Here is a 20,925-nt window from a genome sequence, read left to right on the forward strand (position 1 = left end):
CCCACCACCTCACACCAGCAGCCCGATCACCAGGGCGATGGCCCCGCCGATGGGACCAAAGAAGAAGAAGCTGCCCATCGCCGCGGCCAGCTCGCGGTCATGGCGGGTGTAGAGCTGCAGGACCAGCAGATAGCTGAGGCCGGTGCTGAGCAGAAAGCCCGCCAGGCCGAAGAGCAGCCCCCGCCCCAGCCGTTTCCAGGTCATCCCCGGGCTCTCCGCTTGGCCTGCGTTCCTCGACAGGCAGTGTGCCAGAGGCGCTCCCCGCCCTAGCGTCTGGGCCAGCCCAGCCCCAGGATCCGTGAGCCTTTCCATCGCCCTGCTCACGGTCTCCGACAGCCGCACCCTCGCCGACGACCCCTCGGGCGACGCCCTGCAGCAGCGTCTGGAGGCGTCCGGCCACCGGCTGGTGGAGCGCACCCTGGTGCCCGACGACCGCTACCGCATCCGCGCCGAGCTGAGCCGCTGGATCGCCGATCCCGCCGTGCAGGTGGTGATCAGCTCCGGCGGCACCGGCCTCACCGGCCGCGACGGCACCCCCGAGGCGGTGGTCCCCCTGCTGGACAAGACCATCGAGGGCTTCGGTGAGCTGTTCCGGGTGCTCTCCTTCGAGACGATCGGCACCAGCACCCTGCAGAGCCGCACCCTGGCCGGGGTGGCCAACGGCACGGTGGTGTTCGTGCTGCCCGGCTCCCTCGATGCGGTGTCCACCGCCTGGGACCGGCTGATCCGCACCCAGCTCGACGCCACCACCCGCCCCTGCAACCTGGTGCAGCTGCTGCCGCGGCTCACCGAACCCGCCGATCAGGCGCCGTGAGGGCACGCCCCTGGTGGCTGGGAGCCTTCGCCCTGCTGATGGCTCTGGGCCTTTCCCTGCTCCTGGCCCCGGCCCTGTCGGCGGACGCCTCGGGCTCCAGCGGAGCCGCCCCCCCTCAGGCTGCGGCCGCCCCGGGCGACCACAGCGGCGTGGTGGCGGCAGGCAGTTTCGAGCTGGCCAAGGTCCGCATCCTTGGCGTCCCCGCCCTCACCGTCGCCTCCCCGGTGGTGGGCAACCAGGACGACGCGCCCAACGCCCAGCGCCGCGCCGAGGTGATCGAAGGCAACCTGCGCCTGCTCTACGACCCCCAGCAGCTCTGCAGCGAGAGCGAACAGATCGCCGAGTGGGTCCTGCTGCAGGTGCTGGGGGGAAACGAAGGGGCCTGTGAACAGCCGCCGCTCCAGACGGTCACAGGCAGCGCCCCCGACCAGTTGGTGGTCGAACGCCGCCAGCTGCCAGGTGGGGATGTGGTTCTCGAGGCCCGGGTGCCGGAACGCTCCGAACCCCTGCCGCTGCTCACGATCACCCGCGCCGACGCCAGCCTCAACGGCACCAGCGCCTGGTCCCTGGGGGAACGCTGGCAGCGGCGCTTGCAGAGCCGCCTGCGCCATGCCCGCCGGGTGATGCAGCCGGCCGACCTGCGCCGCCGCTGGCGATTCACCTTCGCCCTGGAACTGGCGCTGGCCCTGCTCACCGCCGGCACCCTCTGGCTCTGGCGCCAGAACCGCCATCGCCGCGCCAGGCTCCTGGGCCGCCGCCGCCCCACACCGGATCGGGCCCTCGAACAACGCCTGCAGCTCCACCAGGCGTTCGGGCTGCTGCTGCTGCTGGCGGTGCTGCTGGAGCTGATGGTCATGCTGGCCCTGGGGGTGATGGCCGTCCCGGGCAAGGTGCCCCTGGGCCTGCAACTGCTGCTTCAGCCGGTTCACTCCTTCCTCAAGGTGCTGATCGTCGGGCTGCTCGCCCTGCTGGTGCGCTCCCTGGCCACGTTTCTGCTGCACCAGTGGGCCGACAGCGCCAGGGTGCCGGTGGAGGAGCAGGCGCGGCGGGAGCAGCGGCACCGCAGCCTGCTGCGGGTGAGCCACCGCCTCATCGATCTGGCCTGCGTGATCGTGGCCAGCGGCTGGATCCTGATCGACATTCCCGGCATCCGGGCCGCCTCCTCCTCCCTGCTGCTGGCCGGCGGCGCCCTGCTGGGGGGCCTGGCCCTGGTGTTCCAGGGGCTGCTGCGCGATTTCGCCGCCGGCCTCGCCGTGCTGATCGAGGATCGCTACGCCATCGGCGACTGGGTCGAGATCGGCGGCCTCGAGGGCGACGTGGTGGATGTGGGGGTGCTGAGCACCCAGTTGCGCTGTCTCGACCAGCGGGTGGCCGTGATCCAGAACAGCGCCTTCGACCGGGTGGTGAACCACACCAAGCTCCGCTCCGGCGAGGTGGTGAAGCTGCTGGTGTCCCACCGCTGCACCGACATCGACCACGCCCTGGCGGTGGTGGACGAAGAGCTCGCCCTCTTCCACACCGACACCACCTGGGGACCGCGGCTGCTGGCAGCGCCGCTGCTGCGGGGCGTCAGTACCACCGGACCATTGGGCATCACCGTGAGTGCCCTGCTCACCACCGTGGCCGGCGAACAGTGGGCCTGCTCCCGCGAGCTGCAGCGGCGCCTGGTGGCCCGATTCCAGCAGGAGAACATCCCCCTGGCCGATGGTCTCGAGCTGGCCGCCAGGGGCTGATCAGGGTGGGGCCGAACCCCGTGGGTCGCGCCACAGCAGCAGGCCCTGGCGGCGCTGCGCAAAGAAATCGGCGGCCCGGCCGTCCCCGCGGCCGGTGAGCCCCCCATCCGGGGCGCCCATCACCCTGCCTTCGGCATCGAAGAGCACGCTGGTCTGGTCGCAGCACTGGGGCGGCAGGTAGTAGACGACCTGGCCCCGGTAGCGATAGCGCCACACCGACTGGGGCGGATTGCCCGGCGGCTGGGCCTTCAGCTGGCCGATCAGCCGCTGCAGCCACGGCGGGGCGGGAAGCGTCGACGGCAGCGGCGCTGCGGGGGAGGCGAGGGCCGTGGGGGCGATCACCGTCAGGGCAGTCACCATCAAGGTGGCGGCGGCCAGGGCGGTTGCGGCCAGGCCCGCCCCCCGCAAGGGCCCGCGCCGGTCGGCAGTGCTTGCCATCGGCGGCCCCTGGCGTGATCTCAAAAGGGAGGCTGCCACGGACGGCGCGGGTACGGTGGGGCCTGCGCAGGAAGGTTCATGGCTGCAGCGACGCCGGACCACGAGACCTTCATCCGCCAGGCGATTCAGCTGTCACGAAAAGCCGCCATCGAGTACGGCACCGGCGGGGCGTTCGGGGCCGTGATCGTCAGGGATGGCGTGGTCATCTCCCAGGGGATGAACCGTGTCGTGGCCAGCCACGATCCCACCTGGCACGGCGAGATGGAGGCTATCCGGCTGGCCTGCATCACCCTGCAGAGCTTCAAGCTGCCCGGCTGCATCCTCTACACCTCCGCCGAGCCCTGTCCGATGTGCATGGCCACCTGCTACTGGGCCGGCATCGAGGAGGTGTATTACGCCGCCACGGTGGAGGACGCCCTGGAATACGGGGATTTCGACGATCGACCGATCTACGAGCAGCTGGCCCTGCCCAAGGAGCAGCGCTCCATTCGCCTGACGCAGATCCTGAGGGAGGAGGCGGTGGAGGTCTGGAAGGAGTACCAGGCCAAGTCTGACCGGGTTCGCTACTGAGACCCCCGCGGCTCAGAGGGGAAGGGGGCTCAGGTGCTGGTGGCGGGCAGGGCCCGGAACAGCAGCAGCAGCACCCCCAGGCTCGCCAGGATCGCCGTCAGCGTGAGCCGCTGGCCGCGCCGGCTGCCGGTGCCCTCCAGCCAGGGCCGGCACAACCGGCTCACCCAGGGCACCAGCCACCAGCCGGTGAGGGCCACGCTGCAGACATTGGCCAGCAGCAGGCCGCTGGGACCATCCAGCGGCAGGGCCCGGAGCAGCACCCGCAGCACCTCCACGGTGGGGTAGAGCACCAGCAGCACCAGCAGGTTCACCTTCCAGACGGGCACCCGGCGGCGCACCGCTTCCACCAGCCAGCGGGCATAGCCGTCCCAGTCGCCGTCCCCCGCGTAGCGGTAGCCGCCGCGCTCGGCCGGGTTGAGCAGGTTCCGCCGCTCCGGGCTGTCCATCCAGACCAGGAATTCGGCCAGGCTGGCGAACGTGAGCGCCGATTCGTAGAGCAGCTCGCCGTTGTCGGCCTGGCCCAGGGACGTGGGCAGGCTTTCCTCGACGAAGCCCGGGTAGCCACGGGCCGCGGTCCGCAGCCGTTCCTCCAGCTCCAGGAAGCCGGTTCGGGCCGCCGGCGCGACGCGATGCAGGAACCGGTAGTGGAAGGGTGGGCCGGGGGTGTCGGGACTGGATCGCGTCGGAGGCATCGCGCCGGCACCGGGGTCGGCTCACCTTGGGTCATCCTCCGGAGGAGTGCCACGCAGGGTCCTGGTTCAACCCGTCGCTGACGGCGGCGACCCCTCAGGCCGCCTGCAACCAGCGGCGGCGCGCCCGGTCACTGAGGTCCTCGCCGACCAGGGTGAGCAGGGCGTAGACCGCCACCAGCGCCAGCAGCTGGTCCCAGGCGAAGGAACTCAGGCTTTCCAGCAGCTGGCTGCCCAGCCCGGTCGCCCCCACCAGGCCCACCACCACCGACTCCCGCAGGATCACATCGGCCCGGTAGGCGCCATAGGCCAGGTAGGGCCGCGCCAGGGCGCTGAAACGGCCGTACAGCAGGGCCAGCCGTGGCCCACTGCCGCCGCAGGCCAGGGCCTCCTCGGCGGCCGGGTCGGTGGCGTCGGCGCTTTCCAGCAGCAGCCGGCCCAGCACCCCCAGGTTGTGGAACCCCAGGGCCAGGGCGGCGGTGACCACCCCCGGCTGCAGCACGAACAGCAGCAGCAGGGCCGTCAGCGGCGGCGGCCACAGGCGCCCCAGGGCCCACAGCAGCCGCAGCCCCTGCCGGGCCCAGCCCACCGGCGCCACCACCAGCAGCAGCAGCGGCGCCAGCCCCACCGCGAGGCTGGCCGCCAGGGCGGTGAGCAGCAGGGTGCCCCCCACAAGCCGGGGCCAGGGCAGGGCCCAGGTGGCGGCCCAGTCGCCGCCGCCCAGGCCGGGCAGGGGCTGCCAGCTGAGCAGGGCCGCCGGATCCACCCCCAGGGCCCGGCCCACCACGACGCAGAGGGGCAGCAGGGCCGCCAGGGCCAGCAGCATCTCGCGGCTGCGCTCGCCCACCCCCCGCCGGGCCAGCACGAACCGGCCGGGCACCAACCAGCGCCGCCGCAGCAGGCTGATGCCCGCCTCCAGGGCCAGCATCACCGCCAGCAGCAGCCACAGGCCGCTCCAGAGCTCATGGAACTGCAGCGACTGCAGCGTCAGCTTGAGGTCGGTGCCCAGACCCCCGAGGCCGAACACCCCCAGCAAGGTGGCGCTGCGCAGGGCACACTCCAGCCGGTAGCCGCCGTAGCTGAGCACCCCCGGCAGCAGGGCCGGACCCAGGGCCGTGAGCAGGGCTGCCGGCGCCGGGGCGCCCGCCGCCCGCAGGGCCTCAAGGCCGGTGGTGGGCAGGGCATCGAGCAGGTCGGACAGCACCCGGGCCACCAGGGCACCGAACGGCAGGGCGATCGCCAGCACCGCCACCGCCGGCTGCAGCCCCACCAGCTGGAGCAGCAGCAAGCCCCAGATCAGCTCGTGGATCGCCCGGGGCAGGGCCAGCAGGCGGCGGATGAGCTCGGCCGGCAGGGCACTGCCCGTCAGGGTGCGCCACACGGTGCGGGAGCTACACGCCCCCAGCAGCAGTCCGAGCACCAGGCTGCCGGCCCAGCCCAGCAGGGCCATGCCGGCCGTCACCCAGAGCCCCTTCAGCAGCGACGCGAGCACCACCGGATCCAGCGAGGGCGTCACCGCCGCCAGCGCGAAGTTGCCGATCAGCTCCCAGCCACCCCCGTGCAGCAGCGGCGGCAGCAGGACGGCCAGGGGCACCAGCACCAGGGCCGGCAGCAGCATCAGCAGGGGCGGCGCCGGTTTCAAGGGCCCACGCCGGGCGGGGCACCCCCGTAGAGGTCCGCCAGCAGGGCCTCGCTGAGCTGCCCCACCGGCCCGTCAAACAGCACCCGGCCGTCCTTGAGACCGACGGCCCGATCGAAGCCGTCAAGCAGGTCGGGGCGGTGCAGGCTCAGCAGCAGGGCCCGGGGGGCCTCGGCCTGGGCCAGCAACAGGGCCAGCAGCTCGCCGGCCAGGCGCGGATCGAGGCTGGCCAGCGGCTCATCGGCCAGCAGCAGGGTGGGCTCCTGGCGCAACAGCCGGGCCATCGCCACCCGCTGGCGCTGCCCCCCGGAGAGGGCCGTCACCGGTTGCTCCAGCAGGGCTGGATCCAGATCCATCGCCCGCAGGGCCGCCGCGCAGGCATCGGTATCCAGCGGCAGCAGCAGGTTGAGCAGGGCCCGGGGCCAGCCCCAGCGGGCCAGGCGGGCGGCGTTGAGGTTCTGCTGGACGGTCAGCTCCTCGATCAGGCGCAGGTCCTGCCAGAGGGTGCCGATGCGGGCCTGCTGGCGCCGCCGTCCGCGGCGGGAGCGGGCGGGGGCCTGCCCCTCCCACAGCACCGTGCCCGCCGCCGGCGCCAGCAGGCCGTTGGCCACCGCCAGCAGGGTGCTCTTGCCGGCGCCGCTGGCCCCCAGCAACGCCACCCTCTCTCCGGGGGCCAGGCGCAGGTCGACGTCCTCCAGCCGGGGCCGCCCGCGGCCGGCCACACGGATGCCCTGCAGCGCGAGCACGGCGGTGGCAGGGCCGGCGGCCATGGGGGGCGAACAGCGTGAACGTCGGGTCCAGATTGCCAGCCATCCGGCCCGGGCCCCTGGCCCGTCAGGCCGAAGGGAGCCCCAGCAGAATCAACCCCACCCCCGTCCTGCACCCGCGGCCACCGATGACCTCCTCCAGCGGATCCAGACCCTCGTTCCTCGATGGCCTCGCCCGGGTGCTGTTGTGCCTGGTGTTCCTGCACGCCGTGATCGGCAAGCTGACCGGCTTCGGCGCCGTGGCCGGGATGATCGCCGGCCGGGGCATCCCCCTGGCGCCGGTGCTGCTGGCGGCGGCCGTGGGCCTGATGGCCGTGGGGTCGGTGCTGGTGATCAGCGGCATCCGGGCGCGGCTCGGGGCGATCCTGCTGCTGCTGTTCCTGGTGCCCACCACCCTGCTGTTCCACAGCGATGTGGCCGACCCCCAGGAACGGATCGCGCTGCTGAAGAACCTCTCGATCATGGGGGGCCTGCTGCTGGTGGCCGACCGCCGCCCCTGAACGGGCCAAACCGCGACCCCACGCGGCGCCGTGGCCAGGCTGGGCCAGCATGGCCGGGCGGCCTCCTGCCCCTGCCGACCGGTCCGATCCCATGGTCTTCGCGTCCCCCCGCTCCTACATCCTTCTGTCGGTGGCGGCGGCGGTGGCCACCATCGTTCTGAAGACCGCAGCCTGGCGCTACACCGGCTCGGTGGGCATGCTCTCGGATGCGATGGAATCCGGGGTGAACCTGGTGGCGGCCCTGGGGGCCTTCTGGGCCCTGAGCCTTGCCGCCAAGCCCGCCGACCGCACCCACCACTACGGCCACTTCAAGGCGGAGTACTTCTCCAGCGGCCTGGAGAGCGTGCTGATCGTGCTGGCGGCCGTGGCCATCATCCACTCCGCCGTGGGGCGCCTGCAGCACCCGGAACCCTTGGAGCAACTGGGGCTGGGCATGGCCCTGTCCCTGGTGGCCACCCTGCTCAACGGTGTGGTGGCCTGGGTGCTGCTGCGGGCCTCCCGCCACTTCCACTCCATCACCCTGCGGGCCGATGCCCACCACCTGTTCACCGACGTCTGGACCTCCTGCGGCGTGCTGCTCGGCATCGGCCTGGTGAAGCTCACCGGACTGACGATCCTCGACCCGCTGATCGCCATCGCCGTGGCGCTCAACATCACCCTCACGGGCTGGAATCTGCTGCGGGAGACGGCCACCGGCCTGCTCGATCGCTCGCTGCCCATCGACGAACAGGAGAAGCTGGAGGCGCTGCTGGCCTCCCATGCCACGGAGGAGATCCGCTTCCATGCGCTGCGCACCCGGGTGGCCGGTTCACGCCGCTTCGTCGCCCTGCACGTGCTGGTGCCGGGCCGCTGGACCGTCCAGGCCGGCCACGACCTCTGCGAGCGGCTGGAGCAGGAGATCGCCGTCGCCCTGCCCCGCAGTGATGTGCTGACCCACCTCGAACCGATCGAGGACCCCAGGGCCTGGGATGACCAGGGGTTCCGCTGGGAGGAGGGCTGAGCCCCATACGATCCAGCCAACCGTCGCACCGCCACCCCGTCCCCATGGCCACGACCCTGATCACCGGCACCAACCGCGGCATCGGCCTGGAGTACTGCCGCCAGCTCCAGGCCAGGGGCGACACGGTGGTAGCGGTCTGCCGCACCCCGTCGCCGGAACTGGAGGGGCTGGGGGTGCGCATCGAGGCGGGGATCGACCTCACCGACGAGGCCGCCATCGCCGCCCTCGTGGCACGGCTCGGCGACCTGAGCCTCGATGCCCTGGTCCTCAACGCCGGGATCCTGGAGTCCACCAGCCTGGGGGCCCTCGATGCGGAGAGCCTGCGGCGCCAGTTCGAGGTGAACGCCATCGCCCCCCTGCAGCTCACGCGGGCCCTGCTGGGCCATCTGGCCGCGGGCGCCAAGGTGATCCTGATGACGAGCCGCATGGGCTCGATCGATGACAACGGCTCCGGCGGCTCCTACGGCTACCGGATGTCGAAGGTGGCGCTCAACATGGCCGGCCGGTCGCTGGCCATCGACCTGCACCCCCGCGGCATCGCCGTGGCCCTGCTCCACCCCGGCCTGGTGAGCACCCGCATGACGGGCTTCAGTGCGCAGGGCATCACGCCCGAGGAGTCGGTACGCGGCCTGTTGGCCCGCATCGACGCCCTGACCCTGGAGACGAGCGGCACGTTCTGGCACGCCAACGGCCAGGTGCTGCCCTGGTAGAGGGCCCGTCGACGCGGGAACAGACCACCGAAGACTGATCAGGTCCCAACCGGCATCGCCTCAGCCTGGCGCGGCACGTCGTAGTGGAGTTCAGCGAACGCCTCACCGAGGGCCTGCACCGATGTGAGCCTGAGGGGCGGGAAGGCGATGAGCCTGGGAAGGAGAGGCCGTCCCTGCCCCAGCGTCACGGAGGCCACCTGAATGATCAGCTCATCCAGCAAGCCGGCATCGATGAACTGGCCCGCCAACTCGCCCCCACCGGCGATCCAGATGTTCTTCCCTTTCGCAGCGGCGACCATCTGCCGATGCACAGGGGCGACCGCACCCTCGACGAAGCACAGATCCGCGTTCCGCACGGAGGTCAGCTTGCGGCTCGTGAAAATCCACGTGGGTTGTTCAAAGCGCCAGGGCTTTTCCTCCGATGTTCCAGCTTTGATATAATGATCCACCAGCCACTGATAGGTGGCTGAACCCATCGCAATCGCCCCAACCTCAGCGAGAAATTCATCATAGCCAGGGCCTTCAGCTTCACCGAATTGAAGCAGCCAGTCCAGGGAATGATTGGTGGTTGCGATGAAACCATCCAGGCTTGATGCGGCGTAATACTGGGTTTTCACTGTGCTGATGAACTGCGCTGTCGGACGCACTTGGCTTGCAAGCAATGTGTCCCACACGACTGGCTGCGGCCTGGCGCAGCTTCTGATGTGCCGTCGATCTGCGCCATGGATGCGTCCTCTGTCCTTCAGGGAAACCTCCCAAGCCAACCCCATTGTCGATAGCCTGATGCCAGGAAAATGGAAGACATTGCATCATGAACTTACGGGACGAAACGTGCATCCCCGCCCAAGGTGTTGGCCCCACGCTGACCAGCAACGAGATCAACGGCTTCCTGGGCGAGCTGCCTGGGTGGGAGCTGGTCGATGGAGACCATCTGCACAAGGTCTGGACGTTCCAGGATTTCGGCTCTGCACTCCACTGGGTGCGCCATGCCGGAGCCATCTGTGAGGAGCAGGGGCACCATGCCGATTTCCAGCTGGGATGGGGATACGCCGCAGCCACCACCTACACCCACGATCCGGAGGGACTGACCCGCTCCGATGTGGTGCTGGCGGCGAAATTCGATGCCATCACCGATGGTGACGCTCACGCCTGAAGGCCAGACCTTCCCCCACGCCCATCGCCCTCCACCGATCACCGCCAGCCGCGATCACCAGATCCCCCACCTGTTGCTGCCGCCCTGGTACGGACGGAGGCGGGATCTCAGAGGCCCGGCAGGGCCAGCTGCAGCCTCAGCAGCCGCCCATCCCGCCGAAGGGTGAGGCCCAGGGGCCGGCCCACGGGGTGCGCGGCCAGCCACTCGATCACCTGGCGGGCACTGCTCACCGGCTGGCCGTCGATCGCCGTGATGCCATCGCCGACCCGCAGCCCGGAGCGCTCCGCCAGCGAGCCGGGAGCCACCTGCTGGATCTCCACCCGGCCGCCGTGGGTTTCCAGATACACCCCCAGCCGCAGGCCCGCCGGCGGCGGGGACACGACGCCGTACACCGCCGTCGCCAGGCCAGGCTGCAGCGGCGCGCAGCCGAGGCTGGCCTCCCAGGGCAGCAACCAGTCCACTTCCTTCAGGCCCAGGGCCTGCAGCTGATGGGGCACGCCGTGGCCTCCGGCCAGGTGGCCGTTGCCGATCAGGGCCACGACCGGGGCCCCAGGGCGCCGGCGGCGCTGGTCGGCGATGGCCTCGGCCATGGCCCGGTCCCACAGCAACTGGCTCTCCACGAAGCGGCCGAAGGAGGGGTCCTCCTGCCCCGGCACCCCCTGGCCGCTGCTGGGAACGAAGGGATGGTGCTGCCAGAGCCGGTGCAGCAGGGCCCGGTAGGCCGCGCTGGCCGGCGCCGCAGGCCCCACCCCCTCCCGCTCGCTGACGGGCACCGCCGCGAAGCCCTCGGCCCGCACCCGCCGCACCAGCCGGCGCTCCACGTTCAGGGCCACGAGCGGCAGCCGCCGGTCGCGGGCGAAGCGCAGGATCGGCAGGTAGAGATCGACGTCGTACCCCCAGATGGCCGGCCAGTCGAGGGCGTCAAGGAAGGCGCGCTCCTCAAGGCTCCCCGCCACCCAGCGGTCGAGCACCGGCTGCAGCCGGCGCGGCACCATCTCCAGAGCGAGGCTCAGGTCGGGGCTGCGCGCCTGCAGCGCCTGGAGGGTGGCCAGCTGCCAGCGGTGATGGGAGGCGCTGTCATGGCGTTCCCCCAGCAGCACCACCGGACGACGGGCCAGGCGATCGAGCAGGTCACTCGCCGACACGGTCCGGGGACCGTTGGCGGTGGGCTTCACCCAGGCTCCCGCGGGTACACAGGCGCCGGCCGCAGGCCCAGCCGCCCCCAGCAGGGCGACCAGGGCCAGCCCGGCGGCCCTGGGGCCACGGCGGTGCCGGCGGCCGAAGGGGATCAGCGGATCTTGCCGATCTGGCGGCCCACCTTCTCGATGGGGCTGTAGGCCGCCGCATTGGCGGGGATGAAACGCTGGGCGCCGAACAACGCCAGGACCTCCTTCTGCCTGGGATTGGTGGGGCGCCAGCTGAGGATCGCCGACCTCATCCTGGCGGTGAAGCCCTTGCCGAAGCGCTTGTCGAGATCGGGCTGGGCAATCCAGTGGTAGTTGGGATAGCCGGGGGTTTTCCAGATCGGCACCACCTTGGCGCGGTTGACCTTGCCCTCACTGAGGCTGCTGCGCCAGACCTCTTCACTGACCGCGCCGGCCTGGTAGGCGCCGCTCTGCACCAGGGCGATCGTGGCGTCATGGCTGCTGCTGAAGCCGGGGGCACCGCCGGCGAAGTCGCTCAGCTTGACCCCGGCCTGATTCAGATAGAACTGGGGCATCAGGCGGCCGGAGGTGGAACTCTCCGAGCCGAAGGTGAAGCGCTTGCCCTTCAGCTCCGCCAGCCCCTTGACGTTGCTGATCGGCTTGAGGCCGCTGCTGGTGTTGGCGATGAAGACGCTCTGGAACGACGCGTCGATGTCGCGCTGGGCGATCACCACGGCGCCGGGCTTCTGCAGGCGCGCCTGCACCCCCGTGAGACTGCCGAACCAGACCAGATCCAGGCCACCGGTGCGGAAGGCGGTGACGGCGGCGGCATAGTCGACCACCGGCACGTAGACCACCTTCACCCCCAGCTGACGGCTGAGTTCATTGGCCACCAGCGGGTAGAGCCGGTTGAGCGTCTCGGGCTTCTGGTCGGGGATGGCGCCGATGCGCAGCACCTTCTGGCTCTGCTGGGCCGCCGCCGGAGCCAACAGGCCGGGAAGGGGGGCGGCGGGGGGCGCCATCAGCGGCAGCAACGCCAGCGACACCCCCATCAGGGCGGCGGTGGCGGTGGAGCGGATCCGGAAGACCATCGGGTTTGGGCAGGGGAGTAGGCCGTTGCTCCACTATGGCCATCAGCTGGGTGCCGGCCCAAGGCCTTCGTCATCACCAGGCGCCCCCGTCCCTGCCGCGAGCCCCATGGCGCCCTGCCTTGCCGTTGATGCGTTCCTGGCAGCAGGCGGCGCGCTGCTCGACGTGCGCACGCCGGCGGAATTCCGCCAGGGCCACATCCCCGGGGCCGCCAATCTGCCCCTGTTCAGCGATGGCGAGCGGGTCGAGGTGGGCACCCTCTACAAGCAGCAGGGCCGCCAGGCCGCGGTGCGGCGGGGTCTGGCCCTGGTGGGGCCGCGGATGGAGGCCCTGGCCACCGAACTGGTGGCCTGGAGCGAACGCTCGGCCGGGGCGCCCCTGCGGCTGCACTGCTGGCGCGGCGGCATGCGCTCGGCCAGCGTCGCCTGGCTGGCCCAGCAGCTGGAGCTGCCGGTGCTGCTGCTGGAGGGGGGCTACAAGAGCTACCGGCGCTGGGTGCTGGAGCTGTTCGAGCGGCCCTGGCCCCTGCGGCTGCTGGGGGGCCGCACCGGCAGCGGCAAGACCGAACTGCTGCTCGCCCTGCGGGAGCGGGGGACCGCAGTGGTGGATCTGGAGGGGCTGGCTCACCACCGCGGCAGCAGCTTCGGCGGGCTGGGACTGCCGGAGCAGCCCAGCGTCGAGCACTACGAGAACGAGCTGGCCGCCGCCCTGGCCCCCCTGGCCGGGGCGGATCAGATCTGGCTGGAGGCGGAGAGCGCCATGGTGGGTCGCTGCCGCATTCCCGCCGGTCTGTGGCGCCAGATGAAGGCCGCGCCTGTGCTGGCGGTGGAGCGGCCCCTGCAGGAGCGGGTGGCCCACCTGGTGGCGATCTACGGCGCCCAGGATCCCCTCGCCCTGGCGGAGGCCACCCGGCGGATCGCCCGGCGGCTGGGGCCCCAGCGCACCGCCCTGGCCCTCGAAGCGATCGAGCGGGGCGACTGGGCCACTGCCTGCCGGCAGATGCTTGATTACTACGACCGCTGCTACGACCACGACCTGGACGGCCATGCCATCACCCCCGTGCATCTGGGGGGCCTGGCGGCGCCGGAGGCGGCCCGCGAGCTGATCAGCCGGGGGCTGGTGACGCTGCATCAGCCGCCCCGCGGCTGACCACCCGCCCGATCACCGCCGCCGCACCGAAGCCTGCGGCCCGCAGGGCCGCCAGGGCCGCGGCTGCCTGGGCCGCCGGCAGCGCCGCCAGCAGCGGTCCGCAGGTCTGGGGGTCGATCAGCAGCCCCGCCAGGGCGGTCCGCCCCGCGCCGCACCCGCCCACCAGCCGCACCGGACCCTCGAGCAGGGCCAGGGCGGCGGCGTTGGCGGGGGCCAGGGTGCTGGCATAACCCCGCTCCAGAAGCTCCAGGGCGCCGCCATAGGCGGGGATGGCCGCGGCCTCAAGTTCCACCGCCACCCCTGCGCCGCTGGCGTCGAGCATCTCGCCGAGGTGGCCCAGCAGGCCGAAGCCGGTGATGTCGGTGCAGGCGCGGCAGCCGTGGGTGGCCAGCAGCGGCACCAGGGGCGCCTGGCTGTGCTGCATCCCCTCCAGCAGGGCCTCCATCCAGGCGGGTGCGGCGGCGCCGGCCATGGCCGCGGCGAACAGCACGCCGCTGCCCAGGGGCCGGCTGAGCAGCAGGGCATCGCCGGGTCGCAGCGGCCCCTTGCCCCAGTGGGTCGCCGGCGCCACCCGGCCGTTGACGGTCAGGGCCAGGGCCAGCCCCGCCCCGTCGCGTCCCTCCAGGGTGTGGCCACCCACCAGGGCGGCGCCGAGGGGATCGAGCACCGAGCGCACCCCGGCCAGGGTCTGCAGCAGCAGCTCCTCCTGGATGGCGGCGGCCGCCTCCGGCACTGTCACCAGGACCTGGGCGCTCTCCAGCGTCGCGCCGCTGGCCCAGAGGTCGCTGCAGGCATGCAGGGTGGTGAGCCGCCCGTTCAGCCAGGGGTCGTCCACCAGGGCCGGGAAGCCATCGACGCTCTGCAGCCGCAGGTCGCCGTCGGCGCCGCGGCCCACCACGGCCGCGTCCTCCACCGGCCGCGGTGGTCCCTCGGGGTCGAGCCTGGCCAGGGCCGCCGCCAGGGGGGCCGCCCCCAGCTTGGCGGCGCAGCCGCGGCAGGCCATGGCGGCCCCGGCCATCGGCTGGAGTGCGGCGAAGCGCGCCATGAAGGCCCGATCGATGCGCTGCTTCCACCGCCAGATCCACGCCGATGGCCCCAGGGCCACGGGCCCGTAGAACGCCAGGGCCCGGGGGCCAGCGGGGTGCCAGCCGCCGTCACCCAGCAGCTGCAGGGCCCGCGCCTGGGGCCGCCAGGGCCGCAGCGGCCGGGCGGGTTCGGCAAGGCTGCGGCGCAGGTTCTCCGCCAGCACCGGCGCCGAGCGCACCGCCCACACCCCCGAGGGGGGCCGGGGATCGGCGGCGATCAGGCCGCAGTCGCCGCTGGCGAACAGCTCCGGATGGCCGATCACCGCCAGGCTGGGGTGGGTCAGCACCCGGCCGCTGCCGGGGTCCACCGGCAGGCCGGCGGCCGCCAGCCAGGCGGGGGCGCGGCTGCCGGTGCAGGCCAGATCGGCCGGGGCCCCGGCCGGCGCCCGGCGCTGGATCGGGATCGCGGCCTGGGCCACCAGCCGTTCACCGGCCCGGTTCGCCGCCGCCGAGCCCAGGTGCAGAGACTCCCCCTGGAGCAGCAGTTCGCAGGCCATCCCCCGGGCCCGGAAGGCCAGGGCCAGCTCCACGGCGGCGGCCCCACCGCCGCGGATCACCAGGGGCTCGCCGGCATGGCGCCGCTCCGCCCAGGCCAGGAAGGGCTCCAGCGGCTTGACGGCCATCGCCTCCCCCGCCGACCATCCCGCGGTGGCGGTGACCGCGCCCAGATCGAGGCTGAGCCGATCGAAGCGCAAGGACGGACGGCCCGCCAGCTGCAGCTCCCGGGCCATTGGGTCGAGCCCGGTGATCTCCGCCTGCACGAACACGACCCCGGCCAGGGTGCAGAGGCGGCGCAGGTCGATGGCGGCGGCCTGCAGGGGCTCCAGCCCCGCCACCACGGCGGGCAGCAGGCCCGAGTAGAGGGCGGTGCTGTGGCGGCTCACCAGACAGAGGCGGGTGCGCGGCGGCCGGGTCCGGGGGCGCATCAGCCAGCGCCGCAGCACCAGCACATGGCTGTGGCCGCCCCCCGCCAGGAGCAGCAGGTGGTGCTCGGCAGCGGCGTTCATGGGCTGGGCACCGGCGCCGCGGCGGTCCGGGCCTGAAAGGCTGCAATCGCCGTGGGCAGGGTGGGGAAGAACAGGCGCGGCCCGATCCGTTCCACCAGACCAGCCCGCTCCAGCTGGGCGTAGAGATCCTGTTTCACCCGCACCAGGCCGAAGGTGATGCCCCGGGCGGTCAGCTCCCGCTGCAGCTCCTCGAGCACGTCGGCCGCCGTGATGTCGATCTCCACGATCGCCTCGGCGTTGAGCACGAACCAGGCCACCGGCTGGGACTCGGCGGCGATCGTCGCCAGCACCCGCTGGCGGAAGTGCTCAGCGTTGGCAAAACACAGCGGGGCATCGAACCGGAACAGCACCAGGCCCGGGATGGTGCGCGCCCCCTCCCAATCGCGCACGTCGTGCAGGCCCGCCAGCCGGGGCACGATCCCCATGACAGCGTCGTGGGGACGCACCAGGCGGGCGAACAGATCGATCACCGACAGCCCCACCGCCAGCGCCACGCCGGTGAGCAGGTCGGTGAGCAGCACCCCCACCAGGGTGATCAGGGCCAGCCGGAATTCGCTGGGGCGGAAGCGTTGGAGCCGCAGGAACTCGGGGATATCGATCAGGCGCAGGGCGGCATAGATGACGATCGCCCCCAGGGCCGCCGTGGGGAACAGGGCCAGCACCGGCCGCAGCCACAGCAGCACCGCCAGCACCATCGCCAGGGCCACCAGGGAGAACAGCTGGGAGCGGCTGCCGAGGGAATCGCCGATGGCGGTGCGGCTGCCGCTGCTGCTCACCGGAAAGCCCTGCATCAGCCCATTGCCCAGGTTGAGGCTGCCGAGGGCCAGCAGTTCCTGGTTGGCGTCGATGCGGTAGCCGCCGCGGGCGGCGAAGGCCCGGGCCGTGAGCACGTTGTCGGAGTAGCCCACCAGGGCGATGCCCACCGCCGCCGTGAGCAGGGTTCGGAGCTGGGCGCCCGACACCGGCGGCGGCAGCGCCGGCACCGGCAGACCGGCCGGGATGGCGCCGATGACCACCACCCCCCGCTGGTCCAGGTGGCCTGCCGCCACCACCGCCATCGCCAGAAGCACCGCCAGCAGGGGGGCCGGGGCCCGGGGGAAGCGCCGCTGCACCAGCAGCAGAAACACCAGGACCCCCAGAGCCAGCAGCAGGGTGGGCCGGTGGATCTCCCCCAGCCGGCCCAGCAGCTCCAGCAGCTGGCCGGGGAGTGCGGCCGCCTGCAGCTTCAGGCCGCTGACCCGGCCCAGCTGGCCGCCGATCATGATCAGGGCCACGCCCCCCAGGTAACCCACCAGGATCGGCCGGGAGAGCAGGTCGGCCAGGAACCCCAGCCGGGCCCAGGCGCCGGCGCAGCAGACCAGCCCCACCAGCAGGGCCAGCAGGCTGCAGAAGCCCGCGTAGACGAGCGGATCCCCCGCCACCAGCGGCCCGACCGCCGCGGCCGTCATCACGGCGGTGGTGGACTCCGGCCCCACCGACAGCTGGGGGGACGAGCCCAGCAGGGCATAGAGAAGCAGGGGGGGCAGGATCGCCCAGAGCCCCGCCACCGGCGCCAGGCCGGCCACCTCGGCATAGGCCATGCACTGGGGCACCAGATAGGCCGCCACGGTGATGCCCGCCAGCAGGTCGGGGCGCAGCCAGCTGCGTTGGTAGCCCAGCAGCCGAGCGAGACCCGGCAGCAGCACGGCCAGACCTTGGCGCGGCTCCATCAGCGTCCCCCGCCGGTGCTCATTGGCGGCGTGGCGGCAGCACCTGGCTGGGGCACAGCGAGCTGTCCTCCTCGACGCCCTTCATGCCGGCGAGCACCCCCTCGAGATCGTCCTTGGTGGAGGGGTCGCCGCCGATCACGGCGAGCTGCTCCTTGGCCAGCTTGGCGCGGGTGGCGGTCGAGATGTAGCCGTCCTTTTCGAGATTGCAGAGGGCGCTCATGTATCCGGAGCCCACCCCCACCATCACCATGAACTCCTCCCGCGGGCTGAGCTCCCCGCTCTGCTGCTGGGCTTCAGCAAGCCGAGGCGTGGCGTCGAGGAGCGCCAGGAGCATCAAGGCGAAGGAAGTGGGCATGCCGGTGCCGTGGCGTTGCCGTCAGGGTAGGGGTGGTGCCCGGTTCAGATCATCCCCGGCGATGACGGTGGTGCTGAACAGGAAGCGGCTATCGGCCCGGTAGCGGGGATCCTGCTTGACGAGACGCATGAACTCGCGGTGGCCGTCCCGTGTGCGCCCCACTAGGCAGCCGGCGCTGGCCGTGTCGATGTCGTTGCGGGGCAGGTCGTAGCCCCAGTGCTGGTTGATGCCGAACAGTCCGGTGTCCTCCAGGTCGCCGGGACGCTGGAAATCCTTGTTGGCATCGCGGTGGACCGTCACCGGGGCAGCCTGAACCAGGGCCTCGTGGGGATCGCTGTTGCCGTGCACACCGACCTGCCAGGCGCGGTACTGGCCGAACCGGATCCGGGCGGCGCCGCGGTCGTTCATCGGCTTGTGGGTGTAGTGGCTGCCGGGTTCGGTCGTGGCCTCCCAGCGGCCGAGGATCTTCGGCCTGGCCTCCTCGAAGGCGATCACCAGACGCAGGTCGTTGAACTGGTTGGGGGAATCGTCATTGAGCGTGCCATCGGGATTCATGCCCTCCACGTAAACGATGTTCCGCTCCCCGGGCCCCGCGGAGACCTGGAAGCCCTTGCGGCGCATGTACTGGATGGTCCGGGCGGCCAGGTCGCCTGCGCTGAGGTCAAGGGCCGGCTGGGGAAGCTCCTCGAGGGATGTTTCGATCAGCAGCTTTGCGGTGGTGGCGCCGAGCACGTTCTCCTCGCCACTGTTCATCCGCTTCTGGAAGCTGCGCAGGGCGGCGGTGGAGAGGGGGCCGAAGGCGCCGGTGGGGGGCTCCAGGAGCTGGAGCGCGATCAGCCGCTGCTGGATCTGGGTGGCCAGGGCGGGATGGTCGGGGATTTCGCCGTGCTCGATGACCAGGCCCTGCCGGAGCACGTCCTGAAGCCTCAGCTCGCTCTTGGACGCTGGGCCGCGGGGGGCGGGGGCTGGGGTGGCGACGCCACGCAGCGTTTCAGCCAGACGACGGGCGTCCGGGGCGCTGTTGACCTCACGCTCGGCCCGGCGGATGGCCTCGGCCGGATCGACGCCCATCCAGACCAGCCCCTCCGCCCGCCGCCGGCGTCCCAGGCCGACAACGACGCCGGGATCCCGCGGGTTGCGATAGAGCATCAGGGCGGCGGGCACGGCCGCCCAGTCGCGATCCCGCAGCGTCGCCGAGATCGTGTCGAAGCCCTCGCTGCCGTAGAAGTCGGCCCCGAGGTTGTAGGCGAAGCTGCAGAGCGCCGCTCGCTGGCGGTCGTCCATCTCCGCCCAGAAGGGAATCCGTGCCGCCTGCCGCTTCCAGAAATGCTGGTGGACGATGTGGTCATGGAGCGCATCGGCCTCGGCCTGGGTGAGGCGATCCCCCAGGCGGACTCTGGAGCCGTCCTCGTAGAACGTGTTGCCCCAGCCGATCGTGATCGGTTCACCGCCGGTGCGGGGGTCGGGGTAGGCCTCCAGCCGGCAGCCCTCGTAGTGGCGGGTCAGCGTCGCCACCTCGGGCGGCAGCCGCCCTGAGGCCGGCTTCGATGCCGGGGCGGGCGACGGTGAAGCCGCGGGGTTGGCGGTGGCCGGCGCGGCGACCTCCCGCCACCAGGCGTCGTCGGGGATCTGGAACCGCGCCGGGTTCAGATAGCGCAGCGCCCCCTTCGGCAGGGCCGCGCCGGCACCGGGGTAGGTGTACGGCCCGGCCAGGCGCACCACCGCCAGGATCCCCTCTCCATCGGGGCGGATCCAGTCGATCCCCAGCTGGCTGCCGGCCGGCACGTAGGAGTCGGCGGCGGCGGCGGTGGTATCGGGGCTCAGGCCCGCATCTTCGAGGGCGGTGATGAACGGCATCAGAGGGCTCCCGAGCGCTGGATCCTCTGCAGTGGGGTCGGCTCTTCAGCCGCGAAGAAGTCCGGGAGGAGGCCACTCAGGAAGGTGACGAAGTCAAGGGGCAGCGATTTGACGATGGCGTGAACGATGCCGCGGCTCTTGGAGAGCCACTGCTTCACCTCCGGCTGCTCTAGCTCGGCCTGGATCGGGTCGGTGTTGCCCAGTTTGAAGCGGGTGACCATGCGTTGCAGGCTGTAGTGCCAGTACATCTGCCTGTCAGCGGCGCTGCGGTCCCTCAATTCGATGGCCTGGGACAGGCTCTCCTCGGCCTCGCGCCAGTGCCGGCCGGGGTGGCCAGCGGATCCACCCAGTCGTTCACTGCCGCAGCCCAGCTGCAGATGGACAAAGCCGCGGTGCGCCAGATAGCGGTGCAGGAAGGCGTCCTCCTCGGCGTCGGGACCCTTCGGCTGCCTGGCGGCGGCGATCAGGGCATCGAATCCGGCCAGCAGGCCCTCCTGGAGGCTGAGGCGGGTCTCGATCTCGGCGGCCGGCAGGGCGGCGGCATCGCTGCCGCTGACGGGATGGCTGTCATGGGCCTTCTGGAGCCGCTCGAACACCTTGTTGCGGAGGTTCAGCGGCGCCTGCATCACATGGGCCTTGAGGGCTTCGTTCTGGGATTCCGTGAGCGGCTGCAGCGAGGGATCAAGCAGCGGGCTGAGCAGAAACTGGATGTCCGATTCCTGCCGGTCATTGTTCTGAAGTTCCTGGATGCTGCCGCGATTGACGCGCAGCTCCGCCTGCGTCTCCTGCAGCTGCCGGTTGATGCGTTTGGCCGCTTCATCGAACAGGCTGATGCCGGCGAAGCCCCCGATCAGGGACAGGGCCAGGATCTTCATCACGGTGCTCACGGCCGTACCGAGACTGGCCCGCTGGTTCAGCAGGCTCTCGAACAGATCCGCCTCACCGCTCTGGGGAACGAGATTGAAGATGATGATGCCGCCACCGATGCCGACGATGATGTCGGCCAGCGTCCCGAGGTCGTAGGTCGTGCGAACCGGTCGGGCCGCCTTGGCGTCAGGGATGTCCTGGCCCTCGGCCGGGGCGGACACCCAGTGGGGGACGATGAAGCCCCGGTGGCGGCTGACGCTGTAGATGAAGCCGCCGAGGGCACCCCCGACCAGCACGGAGAAATAGATGACGTACCGCAGGATGTACTGGTCCCGCTCATCCAGCGTGATGATCCCGGCGGGATTGACGGCCGGAAGCGCCGCCAGGACAGCGGCCTGCACCGAGGCTCCGGCGATCACCGGAAGCGTGGCCAGGAGCAGCAGCAGGCCCGCCCGGCCCCAGGCCCCAGGACGCGGCCAGCCCCCGAATCGCCGCCGGCCGAATGGGCGTGGGGATTCCGGCCATGGAAACGGCACAGGCTGAAGATGACGACCCTTTGTGAAGTCTTGGCTTGGCATTATTGCCCGTCCATTGACTTCCCAGGTTCGTAACATAAGTTGAGGGGAACCGGACAATCCTCCCCGGCCGG

21 protein-coding genes are annotated in these 20,925 nt (G+C 71.7%); 8 read left to right on the forward strand and 13 right to left on the reverse strand.

Features of this window, described 5'->3' with window-relative positions:
• Nucleotides 1-9: 9 nt before the first annotated feature.
• A complete protein-coding gene (locus VB738_RS01600) occupies nt 10-204 on the reverse strand; it encodes a hypothetical protein (protein ID WP_323304070.1) in 195 nt (64 codons plus the stop codon).
• 94 nt (nt 205-298) lie between these two features.
• Between VB738_RS01600 and moaB the strand changes: the two genes are divergently transcribed.
• Nucleotides 299-814, forward strand: a complete 516-nt coding sequence (moaB, locus tag VB738_RS01605; protein ID WP_323304071.1) for a molybdenum cofactor biosynthesis protein B — start codon at nt 299-301, stop codon at nt 812-814.
• The gene (locus VB738_RS01610; RefSeq protein ID WP_323304072.1) at nt 811-2,547 is read left to right on the forward strand and encodes a mechanosensitive ion channel family protein; all 1,737 of its coding nucleotides are present in this window, start codon (nt 811-813) and stop codon (nt 2,545-2,547) included. Before moaB ends, VB738_RS01610 begins: the two co-directional genes overlap by 4 nt.
• Here the strand turns inward: VB738_RS01610 and VB738_RS01615 are convergent, their stop codons facing one another.
• Nucleotides 2,548-2,985, reverse strand: coding sequence for a DUF6970 domain-containing protein (locus VB738_RS01615; protein WP_323304073.1), 438 nt, complete (start codon nt 2,983-2,985; stop codon nt 2,548-2,550).
• A gap of 78 nt (nt 2,986-3,063) precedes the next feature.
• On the opposite strand from VB738_RS01615, the gene VB738_RS01620 reads away from it, so the two are divergent.
• Nucleotides 3,064-3,555 (forward strand): nucleoside deaminase, encoded by a 492-nt coding sequence (locus VB738_RS01620; protein ID WP_323304074.1) that lies wholly within the window; start codon nt 3,064-3,066, stop codon nt 3,553-3,555.
• Nucleotides 3,556-3,584: 29 nt separating this feature from the next.
• Here the strand turns inward: VB738_RS01620 and VB738_RS01625 are convergent, their stop codons facing one another.
• From VB738_RS01625 to VB738_RS01635, 3 genes are all read right to left on the reverse strand, one after another.
• Entirely contained in the window at nt 3,585-4,247 is a 663-nt protein-coding gene (locus tag VB738_RS01625; RefSeq protein WP_323304075.1) for a hypothetical protein, read from the reverse strand.
• Between the two features lie 94 nt (nt 4,248-4,341).
• Nucleotides 4,342-5,886, reverse strand: coding sequence for a phosphonate ABC transporter (locus VB738_RS01630; protein WP_323304076.1), 1,545 nt, complete (start codon nt 5,884-5,886; stop codon nt 4,342-4,344).
• Nucleotides 5,883-6,653 (reverse strand): ATP-binding cassette domain-containing protein, encoded by a 771-nt coding sequence (locus tag VB738_RS01635; RefSeq protein WP_323304077.1) that lies wholly within the window; start codon nt 6,651-6,653, stop codon nt 5,883-5,885. Before VB738_RS01635 ends, VB738_RS01630 begins: the two co-directional genes overlap by 4 nt.
• A 125-nt stretch (nt 6,654-6,778) precedes the next feature.
• Between VB738_RS01635 and VB738_RS01640 the strand changes: the two genes are divergently transcribed.
• The 3 genes from VB738_RS01640 (at nt 6,779) to VB738_RS01650 (ending at nt 8,860) form a co-directional block, all read left to right on the forward strand.
• Nucleotides 6,779-7,150: a DoxX family protein gene (locus VB738_RS01640; RefSeq protein ID WP_323304078.1), complete on the forward strand. Its 372-nt coding sequence runs from the start codon at nt 6,779-6,781 to the stop codon at nt 7,148-7,150.
• A gap of 91 nt (nt 7,151-7,241) precedes the next feature.
• Nucleotides 7,242-8,150 (forward strand): cation diffusion facilitator family transporter, encoded by a 909-nt coding sequence (locus VB738_RS01645; RefSeq protein WP_323304079.1) that lies wholly within the window; start codon nt 7,242-7,244, stop codon nt 8,148-8,150.
• A 44-nt stretch (nt 8,151-8,194) separates the two neighbouring features.
• Nucleotides 8,195-8,860, forward strand: coding sequence for an SDR family oxidoreductase (locus VB738_RS01650; protein ID WP_323304080.1), 666 nt, complete (start codon nt 8,195-8,197; stop codon nt 8,858-8,860).
• Between the two features lie 38 nt (nt 8,861-8,898).
• Here VB738_RS01650 and VB738_RS01655 read toward each other — a convergent pair whose 3' ends face one another.
• Nucleotides 8,899-9,477 (reverse strand): dihydrofolate reductase family protein, encoded by a 579-nt coding sequence (locus tag VB738_RS01655; protein ID WP_323304081.1) that lies wholly within the window; start codon nt 9,475-9,477, stop codon nt 8,899-8,901.
• A gap of 194 nt (nt 9,478-9,671) precedes the next feature.
• On the opposite strand from VB738_RS01655, the gene VB738_RS01660 reads away from it, so the two are divergent.
• Nucleotides 9,672-10,013: a 4a-hydroxytetrahydrobiopterin dehydratase gene (locus VB738_RS01660; RefSeq protein WP_323304082.1), complete on the forward strand. Its 342-nt coding sequence runs from the start codon at nt 9,672-9,674 to the stop codon at nt 10,011-10,013.
• 107 nt (nt 10,014-10,120) lie between these two features.
• Here the strand turns inward: VB738_RS01660 and VB738_RS01665 are convergent, their stop codons facing one another.
• Nucleotides 10,121-11,188, reverse strand: a complete 1,068-nt coding sequence (locus VB738_RS01665; protein WP_323304083.1) for a ChaN family lipoprotein — start codon at nt 11,186-11,188, stop codon at nt 10,121-10,123.
• 113 nt (nt 11,189-11,301) lie between these two features.
• On the reverse strand, nt 11,302-12,249 hold the full coding sequence (locus VB738_RS01670) for a putative selenate ABC transporter substrate-binding protein (protein WP_323304084.1): 948 nt from the start codon (nt 12,247-12,249) through the stop codon (nt 11,302-11,304).
• Between the two features lie 106 nt (nt 12,250-12,355).
• Here VB738_RS01670 and mnmH point away from each other — a divergent pair, with 106 nt between their 5' ends.
• On the forward strand, nt 12,356-13,396 hold the full coding sequence (gene mnmH, locus VB738_RS01675; RefSeq protein ID WP_323304085.1) for a tRNA 2-selenouridine(34) synthase MnmH: 1,041 nt from the start codon (nt 12,356-12,358) through the stop codon (nt 13,394-13,396).
• Here mnmH and selD read toward each other — a convergent pair.
• From selD to VB738_RS01700, 5 genes are read right to left on the reverse strand one after another with little or no spacing between them, the layout of a single operon-like run.
• Nucleotides 13,353-15,488 (reverse strand): selenide, water dikinase SelD, encoded by a 2,136-nt coding sequence (selD, locus tag VB738_RS01680; RefSeq protein WP_323304086.1) that lies wholly within the window; start codon nt 15,486-15,488, stop codon nt 13,353-13,355. The two genes, mnmH and selD, sit on opposite strands and share 44 nt — an antisense overlap.
• Entirely contained in the window at nt 15,485-17,197 is a 1,713-nt protein-coding gene (sulP, locus tag VB738_RS01685) for a sulfate permease (protein ID WP_323304087.1), read from the reverse strand. The genes selD and sulP overlap by 4 nt, the downstream gene beginning before the upstream one ends.
• 19 nt (nt 17,198-17,216) lie before the next feature.
• Nucleotides 17,217-17,552 carry a hypothetical protein gene (locus VB738_RS01690; protein ID WP_323304088.1) on the reverse strand — a complete coding sequence of 112 codons (336 nt, stop codon included), beginning with the start codon at nt 17,550-17,552 and terminating at the stop codon, nt 17,217-17,219.
• 21 nt (nt 17,553-17,573) lie between these two features.
• Nucleotides 17,574-19,409, reverse strand: coding sequence for a glycoside hydrolase family protein (locus tag VB738_RS01695; RefSeq protein ID WP_323304089.1), 1,836 nt, complete (start codon nt 19,407-19,409; stop codon nt 17,574-17,576).
• Nucleotides 19,409-20,812: a hypothetical protein gene (locus tag VB738_RS01700; protein WP_323304090.1), complete on the reverse strand. Its 1,404-nt coding sequence runs from the start codon at nt 20,810-20,812 to the stop codon at nt 19,409-19,411. Before VB738_RS01700 ends, VB738_RS01695 begins: the two co-directional genes overlap by 1 nt.
• Nucleotides 20,813-20,925: the final 113 nt, after the last annotated feature.

The sequence above is a fragment of the Cyanobium gracile UHCC 0139 genome, from assembly GCF_034931325.1.
GTDB lineage: Bacteria > Cyanobacteriota > Cyanobacteriia > PCC-6307 > Cyanobiaceae > Cyanobium > Cyanobium gracile_B.

Bases quoted from the DNA above. Each gene is read 5' to 3' on its own strand.
- VB738_RS01600 (WP_323304070.1), bottom strand. From the start codon at position 204: ATGACCTGGAAACGGCTGGGGCGGGGGCTGCTCTTCGGCCTGGCGGGC.
- VB738_RS01615 (WP_323304073.1), bottom strand. From the start codon at position 2,985: ATGGCAAGCACTGCCGACCGGCGCGGGCCCTTGCGGGGGGCGGGCCTG.
- VB738_RS01620 (WP_323304074.1), top strand. From the start codon at position 3,064: ATGGCTGCAGCGACGCCGGACCACGAGACCTTCATCCGCCAGGCGATT.
- VB738_RS01625 (WP_323304075.1), bottom strand. From the start codon at position 4,247: ATGCCTCCGACGCGATCCAGTCCCGACACCCCCGGCCCACCCTTCCAC.
- VB738_RS01635 (WP_323304077.1), bottom strand. From the start codon at position 6,653: ATGGCCGCCGGCCCTGCCACCGCCGTGCTCGCGCTGCAGGGCATCCGT.
- VB738_RS01640 (WP_323304078.1), top strand. From the start codon at position 6,779: ATGACCTCCTCCAGCGGATCCAGACCCTCGTTCCTCGATGGCCTCGCC.
- VB738_RS01645 (WP_323304079.1), top strand. From the start codon at position 7,242: ATGGTCTTCGCGTCCCCCCGCTCCTACATCCTTCTGTCGGTGGCGGCG.
- VB738_RS01650 (WP_323304080.1), top strand. From the start codon at position 8,195: ATGGCCACGACCCTGATCACCGGCACCAACCGCGGCATCGGCCTGGAG.
- VB738_RS01660 (WP_323304082.1), top strand. From the start codon at position 9,672: ATGAACTTACGGGACGAAACGTGCATCCCCGCCCAAGGTGTTGGCCCC.
- VB738_RS01670 (WP_323304084.1), bottom strand. From the start codon at position 12,249: ATGGTCTTCCGGATCCGCTCCACCGCCACCGCCGCCCTGATGGGGGTG.
- mnmH (WP_323304085.1), top strand. From the start codon at position 12,356: ATGGCGCCCTGCCTTGCCGTTGATGCGTTCCTGGCAGCAGGCGGCGCG.
- selD (WP_323304086.1), bottom strand. From the start codon at position 15,488: ATGAACGCCGCTGCCGAGCACCACCTGCTGCTCCTGGCGGGGGGCGGC.
- sulP (WP_323304087.1), bottom strand. From the start codon at position 17,197: ATGGAGCCGCGCCAAGGTCTGGCCGTGCTGCTGCCGGGTCTCGCTCGG.
- VB738_RS01690 (WP_323304088.1), bottom strand. From the start codon at position 17,552: ATGCCCACTTCCTTCGCCTTGATGCTCCTGGCGCTCCTCGACGCCACG.
- VB738_RS01695 (WP_323304089.1), bottom strand. From the start codon at position 19,409: ATGCCGTTCATCACCGCCCTCGAAGATGCGGGCCTGAGCCCCGATACC.